This window comes from Pseudomonas sp. B21_DOA, from assembly GCA_030544685.1.
GTDB classification, from domain to species: Bacteria; Pseudomonadota; Gammaproteobacteria; order Pseudomonadales; family Pseudomonadaceae; genus Aquipseudomonas; species Aquipseudomonas fluorescens_AO.
In genome coordinates this window covers 3,940,299-3,965,332 of the sequence record CP086683.1, presented here as the reverse complement: position 1 = coordinate 3,965,332, position 25,034 = coordinate 3,940,299, and the positions used below count along the sequence as shown (strand labels likewise).

16 protein-coding genes and 4 pseudogenes are annotated in these 25,034 nt (G+C 62.8%); 11 read left to right on the top strand and 9 right to left on the bottom strand.

Annotated features, from left to right (window positions below):
• Positions 1-45: 45 nt before the first annotated feature.
• Together LJU32_18355 and LJU32_18350 are read left to right on the top strand one after the other, a co-directional pair.
• Positions 46-2,256: a xanthine dehydrogenase family protein molybdopterin-binding subunit gene (locus tag LJU32_18355; GenBank protein WKV87620.1), complete on the top strand. Its 2,211-nt coding sequence runs from the start codon at positions 46-48 to the stop codon at positions 2,254-2,256.
• 25 nt (positions 2,257-2,281) lie between these two features.
• Complete coding sequence (locus LJU32_18350; GenBank protein WKV87619.1) at positions 2,282-2,599, top strand: hypothetical protein; 318 nt, start codon at positions 2,282-2,284, stop codon at positions 2,597-2,599.
• Positions 2,600-3,818: 1,219 nt separating this feature from the next.
• Here the strand turns inward: LJU32_18350 and LJU32_18345 are convergent.
• Positions 3,819-4,403, bottom strand: coding sequence for a TetR/AcrR family transcriptional regulator (locus LJU32_18345; GenBank protein WKV87618.1), 585 nt, complete (start codon positions 4,401-4,403; stop codon positions 3,819-3,821).
• Between the two features lie 211 nt (positions 4,404-4,614).
• Between LJU32_18345 and LJU32_18340 the strand changes: the two are divergent.
• Both LJU32_18340 and LJU32_18335 read left to right on the top strand, forming a co-directional pair.
• Positions 4,615-5,291, top strand: a pseudogene (locus LJU32_18340) (type 1 glutamine amidotransferase domain-containing protein).
• Positions 5,292-5,393: 102 nt separating this feature from the next.
• Positions 5,394-6,515, top strand: coding sequence for an alkene reductase (locus LJU32_18335; protein ID WKV87617.1), 1,122 nt, complete (start codon positions 5,394-5,396; stop codon positions 6,513-6,515).
• A gap of 552 nt (positions 6,516-7,067) precedes the next feature.
• Here the strand turns inward: LJU32_18335 and LJU32_18330 are convergent.
• The 3 genes and pseudogenes from LJU32_18330 to LJU32_18320 all read right to left on the bottom strand — a co-directional run bounded on the left by LJU32_18330 (position 7,068) and on the right by LJU32_18320 (position 11,329).
• Positions 7,068-8,570: a sensor domain-containing diguanylate cyclase gene (locus LJU32_18330; protein WKV87616.1), complete on the bottom strand. Its 1,503-nt coding sequence runs from the start codon at positions 8,568-8,570 to the stop codon at positions 7,068-7,070.
• Positions 8,571-8,700: 130 nt separating this feature from the next.
• Positions 8,701-9,606, bottom strand: coding sequence for a LysR family transcriptional regulator (locus LJU32_18325; GenBank protein WKV87615.1), 906 nt, complete (start codon positions 9,604-9,606; stop codon positions 8,701-8,703).
• 521 nt (positions 9,607-10,127) lie between these two features.
• A pseudogene (locus tag LJU32_18320) lies at positions 10,128-11,329 on the bottom strand (MFS transporter).
• Between the two features lie 285 nt (positions 11,330-11,614).
• On the opposite strand from LJU32_18320, the gene LJU32_18315 reads away from it, so the two are divergent.
• The 5 genes and pseudogenes from LJU32_18315 (at position 11,615) to LJU32_18295 (ending at position 17,333) form a co-directional block, all read left to right on the top strand.
• Positions 11,615-12,895 carry a cytochrome c gene (locus LJU32_18315; protein ID WKV91145.1) on the top strand — a complete coding sequence of 427 codons (1,281 nt, stop codon included), beginning with the start codon at positions 11,615-11,617 and terminating at the stop codon, positions 12,893-12,895.
• Positions 12,892-13,365 (top strand): (2Fe-2S)-binding protein, encoded by a 474-nt coding sequence (locus LJU32_18310; protein WKV87614.1) that lies wholly within the window; start codon positions 12,892-12,894, stop codon positions 13,363-13,365. Before LJU32_18315 ends, LJU32_18310 begins: the two co-directional genes overlap by 4 nt.
• A pseudogene (locus tag LJU32_18305) lies at positions 13,362-15,594 on the top strand (molybdopterin-dependent oxidoreductase). The gene LJU32_18310 and the pseudogene LJU32_18305 overlap by 4 nt, the downstream one beginning before the upstream one ends.
• Before the next feature lie 170 nt (positions 15,595-15,764).
• A complete protein-coding gene (locus LJU32_18300) occupies positions 15,765-16,892 on the top strand; it encodes an alkene reductase (GenBank protein ID WKV87613.1) in 1,128 nt (375 codons plus the stop codon).
• Between the two features lie 72 nt (positions 16,893-16,964).
• Positions 16,965-17,333, top strand: a pseudogene (locus tag LJU32_18295) (AraC family transcriptional regulator).
• A gap of 203 nt (positions 17,334-17,536) precedes the next feature.
• Here the strand turns inward: LJU32_18295 and LJU32_18290 are convergent.
• The 4 genes from LJU32_18290 to LJU32_18275 all read right to left on the bottom strand — a co-directional run bounded on the left by LJU32_18290 (position 17,537) and on the right by LJU32_18275 (position 22,776).
• Positions 17,537-18,691 carry a GAF domain-containing protein gene (locus LJU32_18290; protein ID WKV87612.1) on the bottom strand — a complete coding sequence of 385 codons (1,155 nt, stop codon included), beginning with the start codon at positions 18,689-18,691 and terminating at the stop codon, positions 17,537-17,539.
• A 427-nt stretch (positions 18,692-19,118) separates the two neighbouring features.
• Positions 19,119-21,734, bottom strand: a complete 2,616-nt coding sequence (locus LJU32_18285; protein WKV91144.1) for an AAA family ATPase — start codon at positions 21,732-21,734, stop codon at positions 19,119-19,121.
• Entirely contained in the window at positions 21,644-22,252 is a 609-nt protein-coding gene (locus LJU32_18280; protein ID WKV87611.1) for a hypothetical protein, read from the bottom strand. Before LJU32_18280 ends, LJU32_18285 begins: the two co-directional genes overlap by 91 nt.
• A 164-nt stretch (positions 22,253-22,416) precedes the next feature.
• Positions 22,417-22,776 carry a hypothetical protein gene (locus LJU32_18275; GenBank protein ID WKV87610.1) on the bottom strand — a complete coding sequence of 120 codons (360 nt, stop codon included), beginning with the start codon at positions 22,774-22,776 and terminating at the stop codon, positions 22,417-22,419.
• A gap of 260 nt (positions 22,777-23,036) precedes the next feature.
• On the opposite strand from LJU32_18275, the gene LJU32_18270 reads away from it, so the two are divergent.
• Positions 23,037-24,026 (top strand): response regulator, encoded by a 990-nt coding sequence (locus tag LJU32_18270; protein WKV87609.1) that lies wholly within the window; start codon positions 23,037-23,039, stop codon positions 24,024-24,026.
• Positions 24,023-24,424 (top strand): response regulator, encoded by a 402-nt coding sequence (locus LJU32_18265; protein WKV87608.1) that lies wholly within the window; start codon positions 24,023-24,025, stop codon positions 24,422-24,424. The genes LJU32_18270 and LJU32_18265 overlap by 4 nt, the downstream gene beginning before the upstream one ends.
• A gap of 5 nt (positions 24,425-24,429) precedes the next feature.
• On the opposite strand, the gene LJU32_18260 is transcribed toward LJU32_18265, so the two are convergent.
• A complete protein-coding gene (locus LJU32_18260) occupies positions 24,430-25,032 on the bottom strand; it encodes a TetR/AcrR family transcriptional regulator (GenBank protein WKV87607.1) in 603 nt (200 codons plus the stop codon).
• Positions 25,033-25,034: the final 2 nt, after the last annotated feature.

Here is a 25,034-nt window from a genome sequence, read left to right as displayed (position 1 = left end):
CCGCGCTACGTGTGCGCCGCCAGCCTGTCTGAAAGGAATTTGCAGATGAAATTCGACACCCCGGCCGGCTCCAATCCGATCGATCAACTGAAGGTGATCGGCCAGCCTGCCGACCGCATCGACGGCAAGCTGAAAACCACCGGCACCGCCACGTACGCCTACGAACAAAACGCAGCGGTGCCGGACGCCGCCTATGGCTATATCGTCGGTGCCGGAATCGGCAAGGGGCGCATTGCTTCGATCGATTCGGCAAGCGCGCGGGAAGCGTCCGGGGTGATCGCCATCGTCACTTACGAAAACGCCGGGCCGTTGGCCAAAGGCGAGTTTTACGTTGCTCGGGCATTGGCCGGGCCGCAGGTCGATCACTATCACCAGGCCGTGGCAATTGTAGTCGCGGAGACCTTTGAACAGGCCCGCGCGGCTGCCGGTCTGCTTGAAATTCGCTACGTGGCCGCACCGGGTTCGTTCGATCTCGCAACTGCGAAAGACTCCGCAACCCCACCGCCACCGGCCGGTTTCGGCCCGCCGCCGCAGACCAGCGTCGGTGACTTCGAAGGCGCCTTCAACGCTGCGCCCGTGCAAATCGATCAGCACTACAGCACGCCCGATCAGGCTCACGCGATGATGGAACCGCACGCAACCATCGCCCGCTGGAACGGCAAGCAGTTGACCTTGTGGACATCAATCCAGCAGATCAACTGGGGCGTGCGCGATCTGGCGAAAACCCTCGGCGTTGCCAAGGAAGACGTGCGCCTGATCTCGCCGTATATCGGCGGCGGTTTCGGCGGTAAGGGCACGATTCTTTGCGACGCAGTCTTGGCATCCCTGGCCGCTCGACATGCCGGGCGACCTGTAAAAGTCGCGCTGCCGCGGCCGCTGATGTTCAACAACCTGACCCATCGTCCGGCAACGATTCAGCGCCTGCGCATCGGTGCCAACCGTGACGGCGTGATCACGGCGATCGGCCACGAGAGCTGGTCGGGCAACCTGCGCGGCGGTCGCGCCGAAGCGGCGACCGCGTCAACGCGATTGCTGTACGCCGGGGCCAATCGCATGACCCGCTTGAACCTTGCCGTGCTCGATCTCGCCGAGGGTTCGGCGATGCGCGCGCCGGGCGAGGCACCGGGGATGATGGCGCTGGAAATCGCCATGGATGAACTGGCCGAAAAGCTGCAGATGGATCCGCTGCAGTTGCGCATCCTCAACGACTCGCAGGTCGATCCTGAGCAACCGGCGCGGCCGTTCTCCAAACGACAGTTGGTGGAATGCCTGAAAACTGGCGCCGAACGCTTTGGCTGGCGTCAGCGCAACCCTCAACCCGGTCAGCGCCGTGAGGGCGGTTGGCTGATCGGCATCGGGCTGGCCTCGGCGATTCGCGGCGCACCGACCACCGCTTCGGCGGCGCGGGTGCGGCTTGATCGTCAGGGCGTCATCACCGTAGAAACGGACATGACCGAAATCGGCACCGGCAGTTACACCATCATTGCCCAGACCGCTGCGGAAATGATGGGCGTGCCGCTGGAGCGCGTTGTGGTGCGTCTGGGCGATTCGAAATTTCCGGAATCGTCGGGCTCCGGCGGCCAGTGGGGCGCAGCGTCCTCCACCGCCGGCGTGTATGCCGCGTGCCTGAAATTGCGCGAGGCCGCTGCCCGCGCCGTGGGGATAGACCCGCGACAAGCCGAGTTTGTCGACGGACAAATTCGCGCAGGCTCGCAGCAGGTTGCCTTGGCTCAGGCCGCAGCCAATGGCGAGCTGACGGGTGAGGACCGCATGGAATACGGCGACCTTTCCCAGCGCTTCGCCCAGCAGACTTTCGGTGCGCATTTCGCCGAGGTCGCGGTCAATGCGGCGACCGGCGAAATTCGCCTGCGTCGGCAACTGGCCGTGTGCGCCGCCGGGCGCATCCTCAACCCGAAAACCGCGCGCAGCCAAATTATCGGCGGGATGACCATGGGTGCGGGTGCGGCATTGATGGAAGAGCTGGCGGTGGATCATCGAATCGGCTTTTTCGTCAACCACGATCTGGCCGGATACGAGGTGCCGGTGCACGCCGACATTCCCCATCAGGAAGTGATCTTTCTCGATGAAGTCGACCCCTATGCCACCCCGTTGAAAGCCAAAGGCGTTGGCGAGTTGGGCATCAGCGGCGCGGCGGCGGCCATCGCCAATGCGATCTACAACGCCTGCGGCGTACGGGTGCGCGATTATCCGATTACGCTGGATAAACTCATCGGCGAGTGGTCCTATCCGGTCTGAGACTGGATCACGCAGGATATCGCCCATGTACCCCACCACCCCCGATGGCCGCTATTTTGTTGTCAAGCAACAGCTCTGGCGTTGCAGCAATCCAGCGCTGCCAGCGGCCGAGCGTGAGGCGTTGGTTACCGAACTCATGTCGGCGCGGCGAGCGGTCAAAGAGGCCAAACACGCGGAGGATGCTGATGCATTGAAGTCAGCGAGAGCACGTGTGAACCAGGCCAAAGTCGCATTGGGTGAACGCGGGCCGGTGTGGTGGGAGGATGGCAGCCCGGATTACAACCGGCACAAGGTGAGCAATACGCCGTATGCGCAGTGGTTTGCTCAACTGCCTGAGTGTTGACTGGCCTGCTGATCCCCAAACCCATAATCCACGCAGGTCCCCTGTGGGAGCGGGCTTGCTCGCGAATGCATTCGGTCTGGCGATGAAATGTTTAATGTGCCGCCGTCTTCGCGAGCAGGCTCGCTCCCACATTGAGTTTTGTGTGCTGCCGGGATTTGGCACGCGCCGCGAAAACCTGTGGGAGCGGGCTTGCTCGCGAATGCATTCGGTCTGGCGATGAGATGTTTAATGTGCCGCCGTCTTCGCGAGCAAGCCCGCTCCCACACTGGATATTGTGGGTTGCCGGGATTTGGCACACGCCGCAAAAACCTGTGGGAGCGGGCTTGCTCGCGAATGCATTCGGTCAGGCGATGAAGATGTTGAATGTGCCGCCGTCTTCGCGAGCAAGCTCACTCCCACACTGGATATTGTGGGTTGCCGGGATTTGGCACGCGCCGCGAAAACTGTGGGAGCGGGCTTGCTCGCGAATGCATTCGGTCGGGCGATGAGATGTTGAATGTGCCGCCTTCTTCGCGAGCAAGCCCGCTCCCACACTGGATATTGTGGGTTGCCGGGATTTGGCACGCGCCGCGAAAACTGTGGGAGCGGGCTTGCTCGCGAATGCGCTGGGTCAGGCGATGAAGATGTTGAATGTGCCGCCGTCTTCGCGAGCAAGCCCGCTCCCACACTGGTTATTGGGGTTGCCGGGATTTGGCACGCGCCGCGAAAACTGTGGGAGCGGGCTTGCTCGCGAATGCATTCGGTCTGGCGATGAGATGTTGAATGTGCCGCCGTCTTCGCGAGCAAGCCCGCTCCCACACTGGATATTGTGGGTTGCCGGGATTTGGCACGCGCCGCGAAAACCTGTGGGAGCGGGCTTGCTCGCGAAGCCATTCGGCCAGGCGATGACATGTTGAATGTGCCGCCGTCTTCGCGAGCAAGCTCACTCCCACACTGGATATTGTGGGTTGCCGGGATTTGGCACACGCCGCGAAAACCTGTGGGAGCGGGCTTGCTCGCGAATGCATTCGGTCTGGCGATGAGATGTTGAATGTGCCGCCGTCTTCGCGAGCAGGCTCGCTCCCACAGTGGATTTTGCGTGTCGCCGGGATTTGGCACACGCCGCGAAAACCTGTGGGAGCGAGCCTGCTCGCGAATGCATTGGGTCAGTTAAAGAAGATGTTGGATGTGCCGCCGTCTTCGCGAGCAGGCTCACTCCTACAGGAACCAGCGGCGAGGCTCAGACTTGCAACAACTGCCGGGTCATCGCCATTGAGGTCTCCAGCGACTGTCCGGTGCGCTGCAGTTTGTTCAGCAGGCTGGCACCGAGCCAGAGCTGATACAGCGTCTCCGCCAACTTCCGCGCGTCGCCCTCGGGCAGGCTTTTGTCGGTCTGGCCTTGTTCGATGCATTCGGTGATGCGCGCGACGATGCGTTCGGCGCCGTCGCGCAGGGTCAGGCGCATTGACTCAGACAGGTCGGCGACTTCGGCGCTGAGTTTCACCACCAGGCATTCGTCGCCATGGCCCTCCAGGGTGCAACGGTTCTGCCAGCCCTGCCAGTAATCCATCAAACGCTCGAACGCAGTCAGCCCCGGCAGGGTCAGGCGGCGCTCCATGTCGGCGAGGTAGTCGACGAAGTAGTCCTCAAGCAGCGCCTGGCCGTACAACTCCTTGGATTTGAAGTAGTGATAGAACGAGCCCTTGGGCACGCCGGCGGTCTGCAGGATCTCGTTGAGGCCGACGCTGGTGAAGCCCTTCTCGGCCATCATCCGGTGGCCGGTGTCGAGCAAGTGTTGGCGGGTGTCGTCAAAGGTCGGCTTCATGGTGCGCAAAATTCCAGACAATAGACCAGTCGTATAGTTTTCAGGACCGGGAGTTTGCCATAACCGACGGGCAAAAACATTTTCTGAAAAATCACTAGACGACCGGTCTAATTGGAAACTATGCTGCGCCCCGACACACAAATTCATGCGGCACCGACAACAAGCGAATCCCTCGCCTCCTGCCGATGCCAGACCAACCCAAGGGTGCTCTATGAAAATCTTGATGGTTCTGACTTCTCACGATCAACTCGGCAACACCGGCAAGAAAACCGGCTTCTGGCTGGAAGAGTTCGCCGCGCCCTACTACGCCTTCAAGGACGCCGGCGCCGACGTCACGCTGGTATCGCCTGCCGGCGGCCAGCCACCGCTCGATCCAAAAGCGATGAGCCAAGCGCACAGACTGCCGAAACCGATCGCTTCCGCGCCGATCCGGCCGCGCAACAAGCATTGGCCACCACTGGCCGGTTGGCTGACGTGAAGGCTGAGGATTTCGATGCCGTGTTCTACCCAGGCGGCCACGGCCCGCTGTGGGATCTGGCTGAAGACAAGGCCTCGATTGCACTGATCGAAGCCTTCGACCGCGCTAACAAGCCGCATGGTTTTGTCTGCCACGCACCGGGCGTGTTGTTGCACGTGGTGCGCGCTGACGGCCAGCCAATCGTCAAGGGCCGTGACGTCACCGGCTTTACTAACGCCGAAGAAGCTGCTGTTGGTCTGACTGATGTGGTGCCGTTTCTTATCGAAGACGAGTTCCAGCGCCTGGGCGGCCGCTATTCGAAAGTCGCTGATTGGCAGGTGCATGTGGTCGCTGACGGTCAACTGGTCACAGGCCAGAACCCGGCCAGCTCCGCCGCCGTTGCCGAAAAGCTGTTGAAGATGCTCGGCTGAATCCATCGCTCTACCCCGATCAACGCCGCGAGCGTACAGCCCGGCGTTGTTTTTTTGCCCAGTCACTAGTCGACTGGTCTAATCAGATTCAAGGTTTATTCCATGAACAATGCTTTCTTTACGCCCGCTAAATTGGGCAACCACACCCTGAAAAACCGCATCGTCCTGCCGCCCCTCACCCGCCAGCGCAGCACGCAACCGGGCAATGTCGCCAACGAATTGATGGCCGAGTATTACCAACAGCGCGCCGGTGCCGGTTTGCTCGTCACCGAAGGCACGCAGATCGAACCGCGCGGCCAAGGTTATGCGTGGACGCCGGGCATTCACACCTTGGAGCAGATTGCCGGTTGGCGCAAAGTCACCGAGGCGGTGCACGCCGTGGATGGTGTGATCTTCGCCCAGCTCTGGCATGTCGGTCGGGTCTCGCACACGGCGTTGCAGCCCAATGGCGATGCGCCGGTATCGGCCTCTGCGATGGCCACGGATCGAGTCAGTGTGTTTATCGAAACGGCGCCCGGTGCCGGTGAACTGGTACCGCCGTCCGCTCCGCGCGCGTTGAGCACTGATGAAGTCCAGGAACTGATTCAGCTGTATATCCAAGCTGCACGCAACGCGATGGAAGCGGGTTTCGATGGCATCGAACTGCATTGCGCCAACGGGTATCTGGTCAACCAGTTCATCTCCGCCCACAGCAACCTGCGCACCGATCAGTACGGCGGCTCGCTGGACAATCGCTTGCGCTTCTTGCGCGAAGTGGTGGCTGGTGTTGCCGAATGCATCGGCAAGGACAAAGTCGGTGTGCGTTTCGCGCCGCTGTTCAGCACCACCGATGAAGCGCGGACATATCTGGGCCTGGTCGAGGAAGATCCGCACAGCACTTACATTGCAGCGATCAAGATTCTTGAAGACGTCGGCATCGCCTACCTGTCGATCGCCGAAGCCGACTGGGATAACGCGCCTGCGATGCCGCAGACCTTCCGCCAGGCGGTGCGCGACACTTTCAGCGGCGCGATCATTTATGCCGGACGCTACAACGCCAACACCGGGGCGCAGTTGCTCGAGTCGGGGCTGGCGGATCTGGTCGCGTTTGGCCGGCCCTTCATGGCCAACCCGGACCTGCCGGCGCGGATTGCCAATGACTGGCCGTTGAATCAGTTGAACCCGGCGACGGTGTATGGCGGCGGTGCCGAGGGTTATATCGACTATCCGACCTACCCTGGCTGACAACCCAACACAAATCCCTTGTGGGAGCGAGCCTGCTCGCGATAGCGGTGTGTCAGCCGATGAATATGCAAGCTGGCCCACTGCCTTCGGGAGCAAGCCCCTCCCACAGTGGTTCTGCGGTGGATCAAGAATCAGGTGGTACACCCGACATCCCTGTGGGAGCGGGCTTGCTCGCGAAGGCGTCCTCTCAGCCGATGAATATGCAAGCTGGCCCACCGCCTTCGGGAGCAAGCCCCTCCCACAGTGGTTCTGTGGTGGAACAAGGATCAGGTGGTACACCCGACATCCCCGTGGGAGCGGGCTTGCTCGCGAAGGCGTCCTCTCAGCCGATGAATACGCAAGCTGGCCCACCGCCTTCGGGAGCAAGCCCCCTCCACATTGGTTCTATTGTGAATCAAGAATCAGGTGGTACACCCGACATCCCTGTGGGAGCGGGCTTGCTCGCGAAGGCGTCCTGTCAGCCGATGATGCCGCTGGCCAAGCAGGATGCGCTGTGGCAACGCGGGCAGATGCTGATGGCGAAACTGGATAAGGGCGAAGCTTTCTAGCGCATCAGGCCCGTCCGGCCATACCGTTGCGGCCAACCGCTTTCGCGCGGTACAGCGCCTGATCAGCGGCCTCGATCAAATCCGGCAGTGAATCCAGCCCCACGCCCGTGCCCACCGCGATACCAATACTCACCGTCACCCGCCCGAACGGACTGCCCGGATGGGCAATATGGGCCTGCTGCAACCGCTCGAGCATCAGCTGCGCGACCACCGTCGCCCCGGCGCTGTCGGTGGCGGGCATGATCACCGCCATTTCCTCGCCACCGTAGCGCGCAACCAGATCCGACGGCCGTCGCACGCAGCTTTCAAGCACATTGCTGACCGCTTGCAGACAAGCATCACCGGCGACATGGCCCAAGGCATCGTTGAACAATTTGAAGTGATCGATATCGATCATCAGCAGGGCCAGCGAGGTCCCGTCACGCTGCGCCCGCCGCGCTTCCACCGCCAGCGTCTCATCGAAACAGCGGCGGTTGGCCAAACCGGTGAGCGCGTCTTTCATCGCCAGCAATTCCAGCTGTCGATTGGACGCGAGCAACTGCTGCTGGGCATCGCGCAACGCCTCCTCGGCTGCGGTACGTCGGCGAATATCGAGGATCAGGAACCAGCCGATCAACCCGGTCAGCCCCAGCAGCCCGACGACCACCACCGCCGACAATCCCGCTTCGATGCGCCACGCCGCCAGTGCTTCATCCTTGCCCAGGGCCACGGTGGTGATCAGCGGCAGGGTTTCACTTTTACGGAACGCGTACAGCCGCTCGACGCCGTCGAGGCTGGAGGTGTACGAGGCGGTACCGACCGAGCGGTCGACCAGGTATTTGGCGTAGATCGGCGATTTGGAGAAGTTGCGCCCCATGTCCTGCTCGCGGAACGGGTAGCGCACCAGCAGCGTGCCATCGGTGTAAGACAGACCGATCGCGCCGTCCTGGCCAACGTCGAGTTTGCCGAACACGCGCAGGAAGTTTTCCACCCCCAGCGTCACCGCTACCACGCCAGCGAACTGCCCGCCGTCGTCGTTGAAGCGCCGACTGATAGTCACCACCCATTCGTGATTGGCACGGCTCTGGATCGGCGGGCCAATGAACGGCTCGCGGCTCGGGCTGTCACGGTGGTGAATGAAATAGGCGCGGTCGCTACTGTTGGCGCCCTCCGGAATCGGCCGGTTGGAGGACATCAGCCAATGCCCGTTCCGGTCATAGATGATGATGCCGCTGAGCTGGGGCATCAACGCCTGCTGGCGGTCGATCAGGCTCTGGATGCGCTGAATCTGCGCCGGGCCGTTGCCCTCGGTTTCCAGGCGCTCGACCAGCCCGAGCAAGAGCAGCGAGCTTTGCCGGACGATGCCTTCGGTGTAGGTGTTGAGCGCCTGGGTCAGGTTCAGGCCATGCACATCGACTTCCGCCAGCGCACGCTCGCGCGAAGACCAGACTTTCCAGATCGTCAGCGAAGTCAGGGAACAGCCGATCACCAGCAGCAGGAGCATTACAAGGCGAGTATCACGCTTCACGTCAGTACCTTAAGGAAGTCCGGTATCCATTCCAGCCATCATTCGAACGTCGGCACTCACGGCGGCCACGTGTTCCGGGGCGCAAGCATACAAGCAGTGTGCAGCGGCTGCAGCAACAGAGTGTGCAGTGCTAAGCAGCGGGTTTGAGGATTTCCACGAGAAAATCGATGAACACGTTGATCCGGCTCGAACCACGGTGGTTGGGCAGGTACAACGCGTTGATGCAACTGCTGGCGCTGCCAGGATTGACCTCGTAGTGCTCAAGCAAGCGCGTCAGGCGCCCGGCGGTGACGTCGTCACGCACCAGCCAGTCGGCGAGCAGCGCCACACCGCCACCGCCAATCGCCGCTTCGCGCAGGATGTCGGCGTTGTTGCTTTGCAGGCGACCCTGGACGTTGAGCTGAATCGGCTCTTCGTCGCCCTGAAAGGTCCAGTGGTGATGGCTGCCGCCGTAGTCGAAGCGCAGGCACTGGTGCTCAAGCAGATCCCGCGGGTGCTCCAGCACACCACTGCGCGCAAGGTAATCGGGGCTGGCGACGACCCAGCGCTGGAATTGGCCGACGCGTTTGCTGACGATGTCCTCGCTGACCACTGTCGAGCCGAGGCGCACCGAAACGTCGATCTGCTCGCTGAGCAAATCGCTGACCTGATCGCTCAGCGACAGGCTGATCTCCAGCCCCGGATGGCGCTCGAGCAAGCGACTCAGGTGCGGCGCAATCAGCCTGCGGCCGAATTCCACCGGCACGCTGATGCGCAAGCGGCCCTGGGCATCACTGCCACGATCGGCGACCACCGCATCGGCTTCGTCGATTGCATCGAGAATGGCCACGGCCTTCTCGAAATAGGTCTGGCCGGCGACGGTCACGCTGGTGTTGCGCGTGGTGCGATTGAGCAGGCTGGCACCCAACTCGTTTTCCAGCCCCGCCACTTGCCGTGTCACCGAAGACGTCGAAATCCCAAGCTTGCGCGCCGCCGAGGAATAGCCCCCGCAGCGCACGGTTTCAACAAACATCTTCAAGGCCAGCAACTTGTCCATAAGCGGGATCCGGTGGTGAGGGAACGCCGCTGATTGTGCATCAGCGCTCGCCACACGTCTTGTATCGTCGTGCTTGGGGGCGCTCTCTACAAAATGCATGTTCATCTGCTCCTGAAAAAATCGGCAAATCACACCGCCCCCTGTAGGAGTGAGCCTGCTCGCGAAGGCGTCCCGTCAATCGAAAATGTGCTGCATGCCCCACCGCTTTCGGGAGCAAGCCCCTCCCACATTGGTTTTGTGGTGGGTCACCGATCACGCGGTTGCCCGCAATCCCCTGTAGGAGTGAGCCTGCTCGCGAAGGCGTCCCGTCAGCCGAAAATGTGCTGCCTGCCCCACCGCTTTCGGGAGCAAGCCCCTCCCACATTGATTTTGCGGTGGGTCACCGATCACGCTGTTGTCCACAATCCCTGTGGGAGCGAGCTTGCTCGCGAAGGCGGTGGATCAGGCAGCAATTTATCGACTGACACTCCGCCATCACGAGCAGGCTCACTCCTACAGTGGTTTTGTATCGTTCTTGAAATTCAGCTGTGCTCAGCCTTGCGACCCAGGAACAACGCCAACGCCAGTGCCGGCAACACCGCCACGGCGACGGCCGAGAGGTTCCAGCCGAAGTGTTCGTACAGCGGGCTGGCGATCAGGGAGCCGAGGGCGCCGCCGACGAAGATGCTGGTCATGTACACCGCGTTCAGGCGTGCGCGGCTGTGCGGGTCGAGGGCGTAGACCTCACGCTGGCCGAGGACCATGTTCAATTGCACGGCAAAATCCAGCAGCACCGCACACACCACCAGCCACACATAACCACTGCCCGGCAACGCGGCGATCAACAGCGACAGCGGCGCCAGCAGCAACGCCACCAAGGTACCGCGACGACCGTGCCCGGCATCGGCCAGACGTCCGGCAATCGGCGCGGCAATCGCACCCACCGCACCGACCAACGCGAAGATTGCCACTTGCGCCTGGCTGAAACCGTGGTGACGCATCAGCTCAATCGGCGCAAGGGTCCAGAACAGGCTGAAACTGGCGAACAGCAAACCCTGATACAGCGAACGCTGGCGCAACACAGGAAGCGCCCGGCCAGGGCAAACACCGAACCAATCAACGCGACATAAGTGGCTTTGTGCGTCGGCACCCGGCGCGGCAATGCCACAGCGGTAATCAGCGCGATCACCGCCATCAGTGCCGCCGCGCTGTAAAACACCCCGCGCCAGCCGAACACCTCGACCAACAGACTCGACAGCGGCCGCGACAGCAGAATCCCCAAGAGCAGGCCGCTCATGATATTGCCGACCACACGGCCACGGCTGGCTTCCGGTGCCAGGTGCGCGGCCAGTGGCACGAGGATCTGCACCGCTACCGAGGTCAGGCCGATCAGCAAAGAGAGCAGCAGGAACAGCGACGGCGAATGAGTCAGGCCAGCACACAGCAGCGTGACACTCGCGGCGAGGGTGAAACCGACCACCAGACGGCGGTTCTCCATCAGGTCGGCCAGCGGCACCAGCAGCAACAAGCCCAGCGCGTAACCGAACTGCGTCAGCGACACGATCAGACTGGCATTGGCGCTGGACAGGCCGATCTGCGGGGCGATCAGTTCGACAATGGGCTGCGCGTAATACAGGTTGGCGACGACCGCGCCGCAGCAGAATGCCAGAAACGCGACCATCAGGCCGGAGAGTGAAGCAGGCTGTTCGGCCGGGGCCGCAACGGCAGGGTTGCCCGTAAGCATGGTGACACCTCGTTGAGTTCGGGAATGTGCTGCCAAGGCTACGGTCGCCCGGCGGCCGCGAGAATCCGTGCCACTGGCAACGCACTGATGCGTGGCGCGCAACGTTGCTTGTGGCGCAACGCGCTGTTGCGCGGACCGGTGATTCTCCGCCGCAGGCGTCTTCTCTACGCTTTGGCCCTGGCGCAGACGTCCGCATCGGCGCCCTTCCCCGGCTGCTACAAGGAGCGTTTCCATGACCCGCACTTCACTCGTCCTGCCACTGCCCGCCGCGTTTTTCTGCCGACCATGAACAACCATCTGCTCAAGTCCAGAACCCTGTGGATCTGCGTCGCCGTGCTCGCGGTGATCGGCCTGATCGTCGCCGTCGCGCTGATGTGGCGCCCGGCGATCACACCCATCAAACGCCCCATGTCATTCGATACTGCGCAATTGCAGCGCGGCGCACGGGTGGTCGAGGCGGGCGACTGCGCGGTCTGTCACAGTCGCCCCGGCGGCGAATACCTGGCCGGCGGGCTGCCGCTGGTGACGCCGTTCGGCACGCTGTACAGCACCAACATCACTCCAGATGCGCAGACCGGCATCGGCGAATGGTCATTGCCGGCGTTTGAGCGGGCGATGCGCGAAGGCATTGCCCGCGACGGCCACTTTCTCTACCCGGCGTTTCCCTACGTGCACTACCGGCGCATGAGCTCCGAAGACATCGCCGACGCCTATGCCTACTTGATGAGCGGCCCCGCCGTACACGCCCCGGCGCGGCAGAACCAGATGAACTTCCCGATGAACATCCGTCCGCTGGTGTCGTTCTGGAACCTGCTGTTTCTGCATGGCGAGCCACTGACGCCGCTGGCCGAACACAGCGCGGCATGGAATCGCGGGCGTTATCTGGTCGACGGCCCGGGCCACTGCGCCGGCTGCCACTCGCCGCTGAACCTGATTGGCGCGGAGAAATCCTCGCAATACCTGCAAGGCGGCAGCGTCGATGGCTGGGAAGCGCCGGCACTGGTCGGCCTCGGCCAACGCGCCACTCCGTGGAATCGCGAGCAGTTGGCCGGCTACCTGCGCGCCGACGTGGTCGATGGCCACGGCACACCCGCCGGCCCGATGCGCCCGGTCAGCCTGAGTCTGGCGCGCTTGCCGGCCAGCGAAGCCGAGGCAATTGTCGACTACCTGCTGAGCCTGCAAAACCCGCACGCGGTGACTGAAACCACCGCGAAAAAGCTGTCGAGCAGTCCAGCGGATCACAGCACTGGCGCCCTGCTCTTCAGCAGTGCCTGCGCCGGCTGCCACGCAGCCGCCGCGCCGATGCGTGAAATCGACGGTCGCCCTGGCCTGCAGAGCACCTCGGCGCTGCAAGCGGCCAGCTCGCGCAACTTTCTCAAGACCGTACTCGAAGGCGTGCCCGCCATTCCCGGCGCACCCGGCCCGGTGATGCCGCCGTTCGCCGCCAGCCTCGACAACGCCCAGCTCGGTGCCCTCGCCGCGTATCTGCGCGAGCAAGCCAGACCCGATCAGCCATGGGCCGACCTCTCTTCCACTATCGAAGCGTTACGTCAGGAGACGAAATGAGCCAGATCACTCTCACCGTCAATGGAGCTGCCCAAGCGCTGGAGCTCGAACCGGACATGCCGCTGCTGTACGCGCTGCGTAATCACTTGAACCTCAACGGCGCCAAGTACGGCTGCGGCCTGGGCCAGTGCGGCGCGTGCACGGTGATCGTCGACGACCAGCCAGTGTTCGCCTGCCTGACACCGTGCGCCGGCCTTGAAGGCAAAAAGATCCGTACCGTGGAAAGCCTCGGCAGCGCCGACAAACCCGGCCCGTTGCAAGCGGCGTTCATCGACAAGCAGGCCGCGCAATGCGGTTACTGCATCGCCGGCATGCTGATGCGCGCGCAGTCGTTGCTTGAGCGTGATCCGCACCCGGACGAGCAAACCATTCTTGAGCACATGGCCGGCAATCTGTGCCGCTGCGGCACGCACTTGCGCATCATCGAGGCGATCAAACAGGTGGCTGGGCATAACGGGAGCCTGACATGAGCGAAGCTAACGGCTTGAACCCCAGCCGTCGGGCCTTCCTGCGTGGCGGCGCGTTGCTCATGGCTTTCACGCTAATGCCGGTAGCGCGGCGTGCCTTGGCCGACACCGAAGTCGACACCCTTGGCACTGTGGTGCTGGCCCCGATCTGCCCGGCAGCCTGCGCACCAACCCATACCTCGACGCGTGGATCCGCATCGGCGCCGACGGCATCACCGTGTACACCGGCAAGGTCGAGCTGGGCACCGGGGTGAAAACCGCGTTGCTGCAAATCGCCGCCGAGCGTTTGCAGGTGCCGGCCAGCGCAATCAACTTGCTCACCGCCGACACCGCGCTGACGCCCAACGAAGGCTACACCGCCGGCAGCCACAGTATTTTCGACAGCGGCACCGCGCTGTACAACGCTGCTGCGCAGGTGCGGGAAATGCTCGTCGATGCCGCCGCGCGCAGCTGGCAAGTCGACATTGCGCAACTGAGCACTCGCGACGGCGCCATAGAAGGACCAGCCGGCCAGCGCATGACATATGCCGACGCGGTCAAGCATGTCGATGTGCACCAATACGCGAAAGCACAATCACCAGCGATGGCGGCGGCCGACTTCAAACTCATCGGGCACAACCTGCCGCGTCTGGACATTCCGGCCAAGGTCAGCGGCGGCGCGGCATTCGTCCAGGACATGCGCTTGCCGGGCATGCTGCATGCGCGGGTGATTCGCCCGCCGCGTCCCGGCTGCACGCTTCAGGCGTTCGATGCCGCGTCCATCGAGGCGTTGAACGGCGTGGTCAAAATGATTCGCGACGGCAACTATCTGGCGGTGGTCGCCGGTGATGAGTGGCAAGCGATCAAGGCCATGCGCGCCGGCATGGAAAGTGCCAAGTGGAGCGGCGGCGAGGCGATTCCCGAAGCCGCCGGGATTCATGATTTGCTCAAGCAATTGCCCTCCAAGCGATATCCGATCAGCAACAACGGCAATCCCGGCGGCGCGACCGAGACGCGCTTCAAAGCGCGGGTGACCAAGCATTATCTGATGCACGGCTCGATCGGCCCGTCCTGTGCGGTGGCCTGGTTCAACGATGGCGTGCTCACGGTGTGGACCCACACCCAGGGCGTCTATCCGCTGCGCGCCGGCATCGCCGAAATGCTGCGGCTGCCGCCGGACCGCGTGCGCTGCATTCATACCGAAGGCTCGGGTTGCTACGGCCACAACGGCGCCGATGATGCCGCCGCCGATGCCGCGCTGATCGCCATGCGCCTGCCGGGCACGCCGGTCAGGGTGCAATGGATGCGCGAGCAGGAGAATCTCTGGGAACCGTACAGTTCGGCGATGGTTACCGAAGTCGATGCGAGCCTCAGTCAGGGCCGTTTGCAGGACTGGAACTACGAGCTGTGGACCACGCCGCACAATGAACGCATCGTCAATGCCGGGCGTTTGCTGCCGGCACGTCTACTGGCGAAACCCTTCGTCTCGGCGCCGTCGGTGCCAATCGCCCAGCCCGAAGGTGACGGCGATCGAAATGCGGTGCCGCTGTACCAGCTGGGCGCGACGCGGATCAACATGAACTTCGTTACCACGATGCCGTTCCGCACTTCGGCCATGCGTTCACTGGGAGCGCACATCAACATTTTCGCCATCGAAGCGAGTATCGATGAGCTGGCGATCAAGGCCGGACTCGATCCAGTGGCGTTGCGTCTGGCCCATCTCAGCGATCCGCGTGCCCGTGCCGTGATCGAGCGCGTGCGCGACGAAATCGGCTGGCCACACAAGAGCAACGAGCCCGGCGCGGGGATCGGTTTCGCCTTCGCCCGCTACAAGAACATCATGGGTTACTGCGCCCTCGCGGTGAAACTGCGCGTGCATCCGCAGACCGGCGAGATTCGCGTGGATCATGTAGTCACGGCGGTCGACGTCGGCCAGATCGTCAGCCCCGATGGCCTGCGCAATCAGGTCGAGGGCGGTATCGTCCAGTCGGCCAGCTGGACGCTCTACGAAAAGGTCGCCTACGACGCCGGCGGCATTCGCAGCTATGACTGGAGCGGTTATCCAATTCTGCGTTTCACGCAATTGCCGAAAAAGTCGATGTGCACCTGCTCGATCAACCGGGCGAACCCTTCCTAGGTGCTGCCGAAATCGTCCAAGGGCCAATGGCTGCGGCTCTCGGCAACGCGGTCAGCAATGCCACCGGCCGGCGCTGGCTGAATTTGCCGCTGACTCGCTCGACCCAACCCGCCTGAACCAGGCCCGCGTTCATCAGCGATGAGCGCGGGTGCCGTTGCGTTGCGCGCAAAACTGCGTAGCGCCGGCCACGGATTATCAGCCCCGCCACCCCGGTTAAGTTACCTGCACAGCGCGCGGCACCTGGCTGCCGCACTTGAACCCTACTCATCAAAATCCGGAGCTACCCATGACCCGTCGCCTGTTTCAACCCATCGCACTCGGCCCTTACACCCTTGCTCATCGCGTGGCGATGGCGCCCCTGACCCGCTCGCGCGCCGGCCAGCCGGGCGACGTGCCGACCGCAATGAACGCCGAGTACTACCGCCAACGCGCCAGTGCTGCGCTGATCATTACCGAGGCCACGCAGATTTCTCAGCAAGGCCAGGGCTATGCGTGGACGCCGGGGATCTACACCGATGCACAAGTCCAGGCCTGGCGCGAAGTCAGCACCGCGGTGCACGAGGCCGACGGTCTGATCTTCATGCAGCTGTGGCACGTCGGCCGGGTCTCGCATCCCAGCTTCCAGCCGGACGCCGGTTTGCCGGTGGCGCCGAGCGCCCTGCCTGTGCCGGGCAAGACTTTTATCGTCGATGAACAAGGCAACGGCGTGTGGGGTGATGTGCCGGTGCCGCGCGCCCTCGAAACAGCGGAAATCGCCGACATCGTCGAAGATTATCGCCGCGCCGCGCGCAACGCGTTGAACGCCGGCATGGACGGCGTGGAAATCCATGCCGGCAACGGATATCTGCTCGACCAGTTTCTCAACAGCAACAGCAACCAGCGTGATGACGCCTATGGCGGTAGCGTCGAGAACCGTGCGCGCTTTCTGCTCGAAGTGGTCGCTGCCGTGGCTGACGAAGTCGGCGCCGAGCGCGTCGGCGTGCGGCTGACGCCGATGGGCCGCTTTATGGGCATGGGTGATGACACGCCCGAAGCGACCTTCGGTTATCTGGTCGAAGCGCTCAACCAGTGGAATCTGGCCTACCTGCACCTGGTCGAGCCGGCCATGGTCGGCACCGTCAAGGACGAAAACTTCGACCCGCGCTGGGACGCGATCATCGCCCAGCTGCGCCAGACCTGGAACGGCGTGCTGATTCTCGCCGGCGGTTACGACGCTCAATCCGCCGAACAGGCGCTGAACTCCGATCGCGCCGACATCATCGCCTTTGGCCGGCCATTCCTGGCCAACCCGGATCTGCCGCGTCGGCTGCACGATGGGCTTGAACTGAACACGCCGGATCCGAGCAGTTTCTTTGGTGGCGATCAGCGCGGCTACGTCGATTACCCGTTTCACGCTGAGACCTGCGCTTCATAACTTTTAAGGTTTGTTTAAGGACTTTAAATAAAGCCAGCGGCCAGACTTTGCCCATCGATCAGGAGAGCCGCCATGAACCCGCAATCGGTGAAGTCAGACCACCCCAGCCAGCTCGCGCGCCCATTGGGCGCGCTGTCCAGCTGGCAGGAACGCCGCGCCAAGTCTTACATGCTGCACGATCTGAGCCGCAGCCTGCGCGTCAGCGAAATTGCCGAGCACTGCAATCTGTCGCGCAGTCACTTTTCCCGGGCGTTCAAGATCGTCACTGGCTGCTCGCCGCAGGAATGGATGCTGAAGATGAAGATCGACAAGGCCAAGGGACTTTTGCTGACCTCGATGGCGATTACCGAGATTGTTTATGAATGCGGATTTTCCGATCACTCGCATTTCACCCGCACCTTTGGGCGCATGGTGGGGATGCCGCCGAAGGTCTGGCGCCAACTGATGTGCGGAGCGCGGGTGGCGCTGGTGGATGCGGATGTCTGGCAGCTCAGCGATGGGTTGCTGAATCCGACGATGGGCCAGCGCTTGACGGAACTGCGGCCCTGAGTCGGATTTCAAAGGGTTTTGTTCACTCCTCCCTTTTGGCCGCGATTTTTCGCGGCTTTTTTTACCCGGTCTGCCAGACATCACTCAGCTACAAGTCAGGGGCTTTTGATCCTGGCGTCCGGCGCAAGCGGCAGTCTGAAGCAGATCCGCGCGCCCTCCTCGCTGTCTTCCACGCGCAACGTCCCGCCATGGGCGCCGATCACCGTTCGGCAAATCGCCAGGCCCATGCCCATGCCGCTGCCCTTGGTGGTGAAGAACGCATCGAAAATTTCTTCACGCTGATGCTCGGCGATCCCCGGCCCGTTGTCCTGAAAAGCCACGCAGACCTGCCCATCGGACAGCGTCGACTCAATCACCAGGCGCCCGTCACTCACGCCCTGCCCAGCCATCGCTTCCAGCGCGTTGACGATCAGGTTGTAGATCACCTGCTGGATCTGCACCCGATCCCCCAGTACCGGGTCAGCAGCGTTGAGTTGCGTGTGCAAGCTCACCCCGCGATTGTGCACATCGCCGGCCGTCAGTTGCACGACCTCACCGATCAACGCGTCAATCGACACCGGCAATCGTTGCAACGGCGCCTGCCTGGCCAATGCGCGCAAGGCCTGGACGATCTCGGTGGCACGGGCGCTGTCGGAACGAATGTCCTCCAGGCCCTGAATTGCTTCGTCTAGATCCGGTATGTCGCGCTTGAGCCAGCGCAGACTGGCCGAGGCGTTCGATGAAATCCCCAGCAATGGCTGGCTGATTTCGTGGGCGATCGAGGCCGACAGTTCGCCCATCATTTTCAGGTGCGAGTTGCGCGCCAGTTCCGCCCGCGAGCTGCGCAAGTCGGCTTCCATCTGTGCACGCAAGCGGTTGTCTTCGACCAGTTGCGCGTAGAGCCGCGCGGTCTGCAGCGACACCGCTGCCTGCGAGGCGAGAATTTCCAGCATGGTCAGGCGTTCGGCGCTGAACAGCTTTGGTACCAGGCTGTTTTCCAGATACACCAGACCGATCAGCGCGCCCTGCTTGAGCAACGGCAGGCACATCAGCGAGCGCGTCTGCCGCTCGCACAGGTCGGCGCTGTAGGCTTGCGGGCAGTCGACGCGGGCATCGTCGAGCACCAGCGGCGTGCGTGTACGCATGGTCGAATTGAGCACTGAAACCGGCGCGATCTGCTCCAGCACGCGCTCGTTGTCCTGACTGACTCGCACGTTGCCCGCCTCGACCTGCGCGGCGGCAGCCAGTTGCAACTCACCGTCGGCGACCAACAGCAACGCCCCCGATCGGCGCCGGCCTGAATCATCAAGTGAGTCATCAAGGTTTCCACTAACCGATCGAGCAACACCTCTTGCGACACCGCGCGCGCCGCTTCGATGCCGACTTCCAGATCAAGGCGTACCCGCGTCACCGGTGTGACCGTTTCCAAGGAATGCTCGCGGGCCAGAAAAGGATGCGCGGCTTCCAGTCGACGTGCCTTGGCCTCAGCGCCCCACAGCACATAACAGTCGCGGGCGACGCGCAGGTGATGATGCGTGCCGGAGACCAGACCGTTGCCCAGACACACCTCGGCCAGTTGTTCATGCGCCAGCGCCTGTTGATGGATAAATCCGGCAGCGGCCGCCGCGATTTGCGCCTGGTCGAAGCAGCGAATGGCGACCAGCCCTTCGCCACGCACGCGGGCCATCGCGCCCTCGATCAGCAGCAGTTGGTTACTGAAAGTCGACGGATTGAGCTCGACCCAAGGCAAAAACGCTGCCGTTGCTGCTCCAGTTTCTGCAGTTTTTCGGCAACAGAGCCCGGCGCCTCGGGACTGGCCAGTGCCAAGCTGTAGAACAGGTAGTAATGCGCCAAATCGATGTGCGCCGGCAGCGACCACGTCAATGCCTCGGCCGCTTCGAAACGGCGTAGTGCGTAACGCACATCGCCGAAATAGAACGCCGACATACCTGAGTACAACCACATCCAGAACAGTGTTGGCTGTGAGACGCGATCGCGATCCAGCGGGCCGAAGCAGTCATGTTCCAGAGCATCCAGCGCTGCGATCGAACGTGGCTCGCGCCCACTGCGCAAATCACTGGCAAACGCCTGTTGCGCCAGCAGAATGCGCTCGATGTCGATGTAGTGAAACTGCCGCACCCAACTCAGGCCGACGTCCAGCTCGTTCAACACCTTTTGCAGCGGCTCGCCCATGAACAGCAGATCGGAGCCGATGTGGTTGCAGGCGTAACACGACATGCCGAGATCGCCGCCGGCTTGACCGCACTCGAATGCGGCGAAAGCTTTCTGCCGGGCGTAGGCCATCGGTTTGGTCCATGGGCTGACCTGATCGAGCGCCACCAGCGTGCCGGTGCGCCCGGCTTCGTAGCCGTGCAGGTCGGTCAGATCGAGCGCCAGTTCGGCGAAAGCGACACCGTCCAGATATTCGCCATAACGGTCGGCGATCATCACGCCATACCAGGCAAAACCGTAGCCGCTGCTGGGTGTGGTGCCGTGCAAGAGGGTCAATTCGACCATCTTCGCCAAGTGCAGGAAAGCGATATCGTCCTGCACAAAAAACGAGGCGATCAGCGTGCTCAGCAACTCCATGGCCACTTCGATTCGCGGCTCGTCGGCCTTGGGCAATGCGCTCAGTTCAGCAATCTGCCGTGTGCCGACCAATTGCCGAACCCGCTCGAACGCTCCGGCCAGTTGCGCCGCCGATGGCTGGCGCTGCAGGGCAATGTCGAGTAGCGCCAGGCCACTTAGCGCTTCGCCGATCGCGCCTTGATAGTCGGAATGCAAGGTACGCAGGCTGGCGCGCAGGCGGTAGGTTTTCGCCCGGTCCAGCACGGTGGCAGCGTGTTCCAGGCAGTCGTCGAGACGCTGTTGCGCGCCGGGCAGATCCGCCAGCAACATCGCGCAGTCGGCTGCCAGCCAGCGCGCCGCGAAGGCTTGCGGGTAGAGCTGCGTCCAGCCGTTGTCGCCGAGTAACACCTCGGCGCTGCGCAGATAATCCACGGCCTGCTCGACAGCGGCGCTATCGCGAGCGCGCTCGGCGGCTTCGACCAATAACTGGATGAATTCGACGCGTCGACCTCCTGAAAGCGCATGACCGTCGCTGCGCTGAATCTGACTGGCAATATCGAACACCTTCGCCTGCCGTTGCCCGCCGCTTAGATCGAGCATGGCGGCTGCGATGCGCGCATGCTCAGCCGAACGCCCGGCCGGCGCGGTCAGCGCAGCGGCGGCTTCCAACACTCGATCGTGGGGAAACACAAGTTGCCCCGGCTCGCGCAGGAGAAAGCCTGCACTGACCAGATAATCCACATCACCCCGCAACCGCGCTGGATCATCCGCCAACAGATTGCACAACAGCGCTTCATCGCAGCGACCACCGACGTAACCCGCCGTGCGCAACACTTCACGGGCACTGGCCGGCAGGCGCTGCAAACGTTGCACCATCAATTCGGCAACGTTGTCGGCGTAGCGATAGCCATCCACCTCCGCCTGATTCCACACCCAGCGGCGCATCTCAGCGTCGAAACGCAGCAGACGCTCATCCACCAGCGCGCGTGCTACCTGGCTGACGAATAACGGATTGCCAGCGGTTTTGAAGTGCACGACGCGGGCCAGCGCTTCGAGGTTGTCGACGTCAGCATCGAGTTCGACCGCCATCAATTGCGCGACGGCCTGCACCGACAGCGGCCCTAGTCCGAGGTCAATAACTGGCAGCGCGGGTGCTCTGCGCATTTCATCGAGCCAGCCACCCGGATGCTCCGTCAACTCGCCCTCGCGATACGCCAGAACCAGCAGCAGATGCCGCGTCGGTCGGGCGATAAAGGCTTTGAGAAACGCCTGAGTCGAGTCGTCAGCCCACTGCAAATCATCGATAAACAGCAGCAGCGGATGCCCCGGTTGCGCAAAGACTTCGAGCACATCGAGCAGCGCCCGATTGACCCGGTCGAGGGCGTGGCGCGCCGGCATGTTCGGCAGTTCGGCGGTGGCGCCGATCAGCAGTTCGGCCTCCGGCACGAGGTCTACCAGCAAGCGGCCGCGTCCCTTGAGGGTTTCGCGTAATTGCTCGGTCACGGCCTGCAAGGCCAGTGCGGGCCTGGCCAATACCTGGCTGATCAGTGACTGGAAAATCTGTGCCAGTGGCGCGAAAGGCCGTTCATTGTTCAGCAGTTCGATCTTGCCGCTGGCCCAATAACCGGGTGCCTGGCTACGCAGGACTTGCTGGATCAGCGTCGACTTTCCCGCTCCCGGTGCGCCGGCAACCAGCAGCACGCGAGCGATGCCGTCGCTGCGCACGCGCTGGATCTGTTCAAGCAGTTGCTGACGTTCGTCATCACGACCAAACAGCACATCGCCGCGCGTGGCCGTTGCGCGAGCATCGAAGGCACCCAGGCGGAACGCTTCGATCTGGCCTTTTTCTGCCATTGCCGCAGGCACCAGGTTAGATCGGCGGCCAGCGATTCGATGCTTTGATAGCGCGCGTCCGGCTCCTTGGCCAGGCCCTTGAGCAGCACATGGCAAATGCCTTGCGGCAGGTCGGGATGGTATTGCGCTGGCGACAATGGCTGGACGGCGGCGTGTACATGCAACCATTGCGAGGCGTCGCGAGCGATCAGCGGCGGGCGCCCGGTCAGCGCCTCGTAGAGGATTGCCGACAGCGCATAGACGTCGCTGCGCTCATCGCAATCGACGTTGTCGCGCTGCAGCTGTTCCGGCGCCAGATAAGGCCAGTGTTCCAGACTCGGCAGTTCAGTCGCCGGCGTTTCCTGCGCGTGGGTGTGAAAGCCCATCAGCCTGACGCTGTCGTCGGCGCCGACTATCAGATGCCACGGCAACAGGGATCCATGTGGGAGCGAGCCCGCTCGCGAAAGCGGTGGGTCAGTCAAGGGTGATGTCGGCTGGAATGACGCTTTCGCGAGCAGGCTCGCTCCCACAGGGTTTTGCGGTGTATCGGGATGCCGAGAGTGGGCCAGCGCATTGGCAGCCGCAACGGCGATATTCAGCACTCGCCCGAGTGGTAAGCCGGCTGCGTCGAACAGGCCAGCCAGCGGCGCCCCCATTGCGGATAGATCAGCACCGGCCCGTCCGCCGAACGAAGCAGCGCGAGCGGGTTGATCACCCACTGCGAAGGCAGTTGCAAATGAAAGTCGCGCTCCAGCCGCTGGCACAGCGCCGGGCGCTGAATCGGTGCGCGCACGGCGAACCAGGTCTGGCCCGAGCGGCTGTCTTCAAGGCTGAACCAGGTCAGCTCATGGTCGCGGCGCAGCAGGCTGAAACGGCAAGTTTCCAGCCATGTTTCATCGAGCATCGGCGCATCGGCCGCGCGCGACATTGCAGATGAGGATGGCTGGCCGGGCATACGCATTCACCGCTGGAAATGGGATTCAGGCTGGTGGCGAAGTATACGCAGCGTTTTTTGCCAGAGGGCCAGCCGCTGCGCTGATGTCCGTCTGCGGCCTCAAGATGGCTGTCCAGAGCCTCGCGCCGCTGTTTTCGCGTTATGAAAGCGCGCGTCTTATCCCTCGGGATAATTGCTTTATGGCAGGCCGTCCCCTAGCGTACGAGCCTGATAACCCGGCGCCCGCGCCCTGTCCTCCTCACCGCGACGCAGAGGCCTGCATGATCCGACTTGGCCAAGCCACGATTTCTTTGGAACGGCGCGAAGCCTTTCTCGATGGCCGGCCCTTGCGCATGGGCGGGCGGGCGTTCGAAATACTTTCGGTACTGATGCAGGCCGATGGGCGCATCGTCAGCAAGGACGAGCTGATCAATCAGGTGTGGCCGGACATCGTCGTCGAAGAGAACAATCTGCAGGTGCAGATTTCCTCGCTGCGCAAACTGCTCGGGGAAAAAGAAATCATCCAGACGGTTGCCCGTCGAGGTTACCGATTATTGAAAGACCGCGAACCCAAACTGCCCGTGTTCAACGCCTTGGCCTCGGCGCCGATTGCGGCGCAGCCACCGCCGGTCGATGCGCAATCGGTGCCGGTGTTCATCGTTGACGATGAGGCCTGCGTGCGTAGCGCGCTGAGCCGCTTGTTGCGCGCCGAAGGCATCGAGCACCGGATTTTCCAGTCCGCCGAAGAACTGCTCGAGGCCGACATCGCCAATGGCCCGGCGTGCCTGTTGCTCGACGTCAGCCTGCCCGAAACCACAGGCCTGCAATTGCAGGCGGCGCTGAATGAGCGCGGCCAGCCGTGGCCGGTGATTTTCATGACCGGCCACGGCACGATTCCGATGTCGGTGCAGGCGATGAAGGCTGGCGCGGTGGAATTTCTGACCAAGCCGTTCAACGACGATGAACTGCTCGGCATTCTGCGCAGCACCCGTCAACACGCCGCGACTGCGTTCAATCAATGGCAACGGGTTCAGCACGTGCGGCAACTGGCGGCGCAACTGACGCCGCGTGAGCGCGAGGTGCTGCCACTAATTGTCGGCGGTCTGTCGAACAAGCAGATCGCCAACCAGTTGGGCACCAGTGAAGTGACCGCCAAGGTTCATCGCAAACACATCATGGCGAAGATGCAGACCCGCTCGCTGGTCAACCTCGTCGAACTCTATGGACTGATCAGCGCTGCGCCTTCGCCTGGCCCATCGAGCCTGTCGTGAGCGGCCCGGCGGGTCGCCCGACGGCGGCCGAGAGCAACCGGGCGACGATCGTCTGTATCGTCGATGACGACGCGTCGGTGCGCAAAAGCCTGTCGAACCTGCTGCGTTCGGTCGGTTATCGCGCGCAGGTTTATGCCAGTGGCGAAGCGTTTCTCGCCGAAGCCGATTTTGCCGAGATCGCCTGCCTGCTGCTGGATCTGCGCATGCCCGGCCTGTCCGGCATCGACGTGATGCGTCAACTGTCGCGACAGTTTCCGGTGATCTGCATGTCCGCCCATTGGGACGAGGCGGCGCTGGCCGAAACCGGGCATTACCAGGCGTTCGAGTGCCTGTGCAAACCCTTCGAAGAAGAGGTTTTGCTAGCGGCACTCGACAAGGCCCTGCACCGCCAGCACTGATCGCTTCAGCTATCCTGCATGGTTTCTTGCGAAGTCTCGATGATGGGTAACGACTCAGTCATCGAAGCGTGACAGACCGCCAGAATCTCATCGGCCAGCGCCGATTCGTCCGGGCACGCTCGCGACAGCATGATCGCGCCGACCGCCCGGGCCAGCAGGTCGATCATCCGGGTTCGGCCCTCACCTTGCGGTGCATCCGCTGCGGTCGGGTATTTTTCGCCCAAGGTCTGCAATAAGCGCTCGATCCCCTCGGCAAACGCTGCCTTCACATCCCCCGACTGCCGCGCCGCATCGCCGCACAGCGCCGCCATGGTGCAACCGGTGGAACGGCCGTCGCGATGGTCGCGCGACACGTACACATCGATGAAGTCCTGCACGCTCATGGTTTCGGCGCTGGCGGTGGATTGCGCCAGGCTGTTGGCCGAGGCTTCGGCCATCAGGTCGGCCTTGGAACCGAAGTGTTTGTAGAAACCGCCGTGAGTAAAACCGGCGGCCGCCATCAGGTCAGCCACGCCGACCCCGTCATAACCGCGTTCGCGGAACATCACTGAAGCGGTTTCGACAATGTGCTCGCGATTGGCCTGAGCCTGAGCCTTGGATACGCGCATGT

Coding starts and splice junctions, on each gene's coding strand:
- LJU32_18355 (WKV87620.1), top strand. CDS start 46: ATGAAATTCGACACCCCGGCCGGCTCCAATCCGATCGATCAACTGAAG.
- LJU32_18350 (WKV87619.1), top strand. CDS start 2,282: ATGTACCCCACCACCCCCGATGGCCGCTATTTTGTTGTCAAGCAACAG.
- LJU32_18345 (WKV87618.1), bottom strand. CDS start 4,403: ATGAAGCCGACCTTTGACGACACCCGCCAACACTTGCTCGACACCGGC.
- LJU32_18335 (WKV87617.1), top strand. CDS start 5,394: ATGAACAATGCTTTCTTTACGCCCGCTAAATTGGGCAACCACACCCTG.
- LJU32_18325 (WKV87615.1), bottom strand. CDS start 9,606: ATGGACAAGTTGCTGGCCTTGAAGATGTTTGTTGAAACCGTGCGCTGC.
- LJU32_18315 (WKV91145.1), top strand. CDS start 11,615: ATGAACAACCATCTGCTCAAGTCCAGAACCCTGTGGATCTGCGTCGCC.
- LJU32_18310 (WKV87614.1), top strand. CDS start 12,892: ATGAGCCAGATCACTCTCACCGTCAATGGAGCTGCCCAAGCGCTGGAG.
- LJU32_18300 (WKV87613.1), top strand. CDS start 15,765: ATGACCCGTCGCCTGTTTCAACCCATCGCACTCGGCCCTTACACCCTT.
- LJU32_18275 (WKV87610.1), bottom strand. CDS start 22,776: ATGCCCGGCCAGCCATCCTCATCTGCAATGTCGCGCGCGGCCGATGCG.
- LJU32_18270 (WKV87609.1), top strand. CDS start 23,037: ATGATCCGACTTGGCCAAGCCACGATTTCTTTGGAACGGCGCGAAGCC.
- LJU32_18260 (WKV87607.1), bottom strand. CDS start 25,032: ATGCGCGTATCCAAGGCTCAGGCTCAGGCCAATCGCGAGCACATTGTC.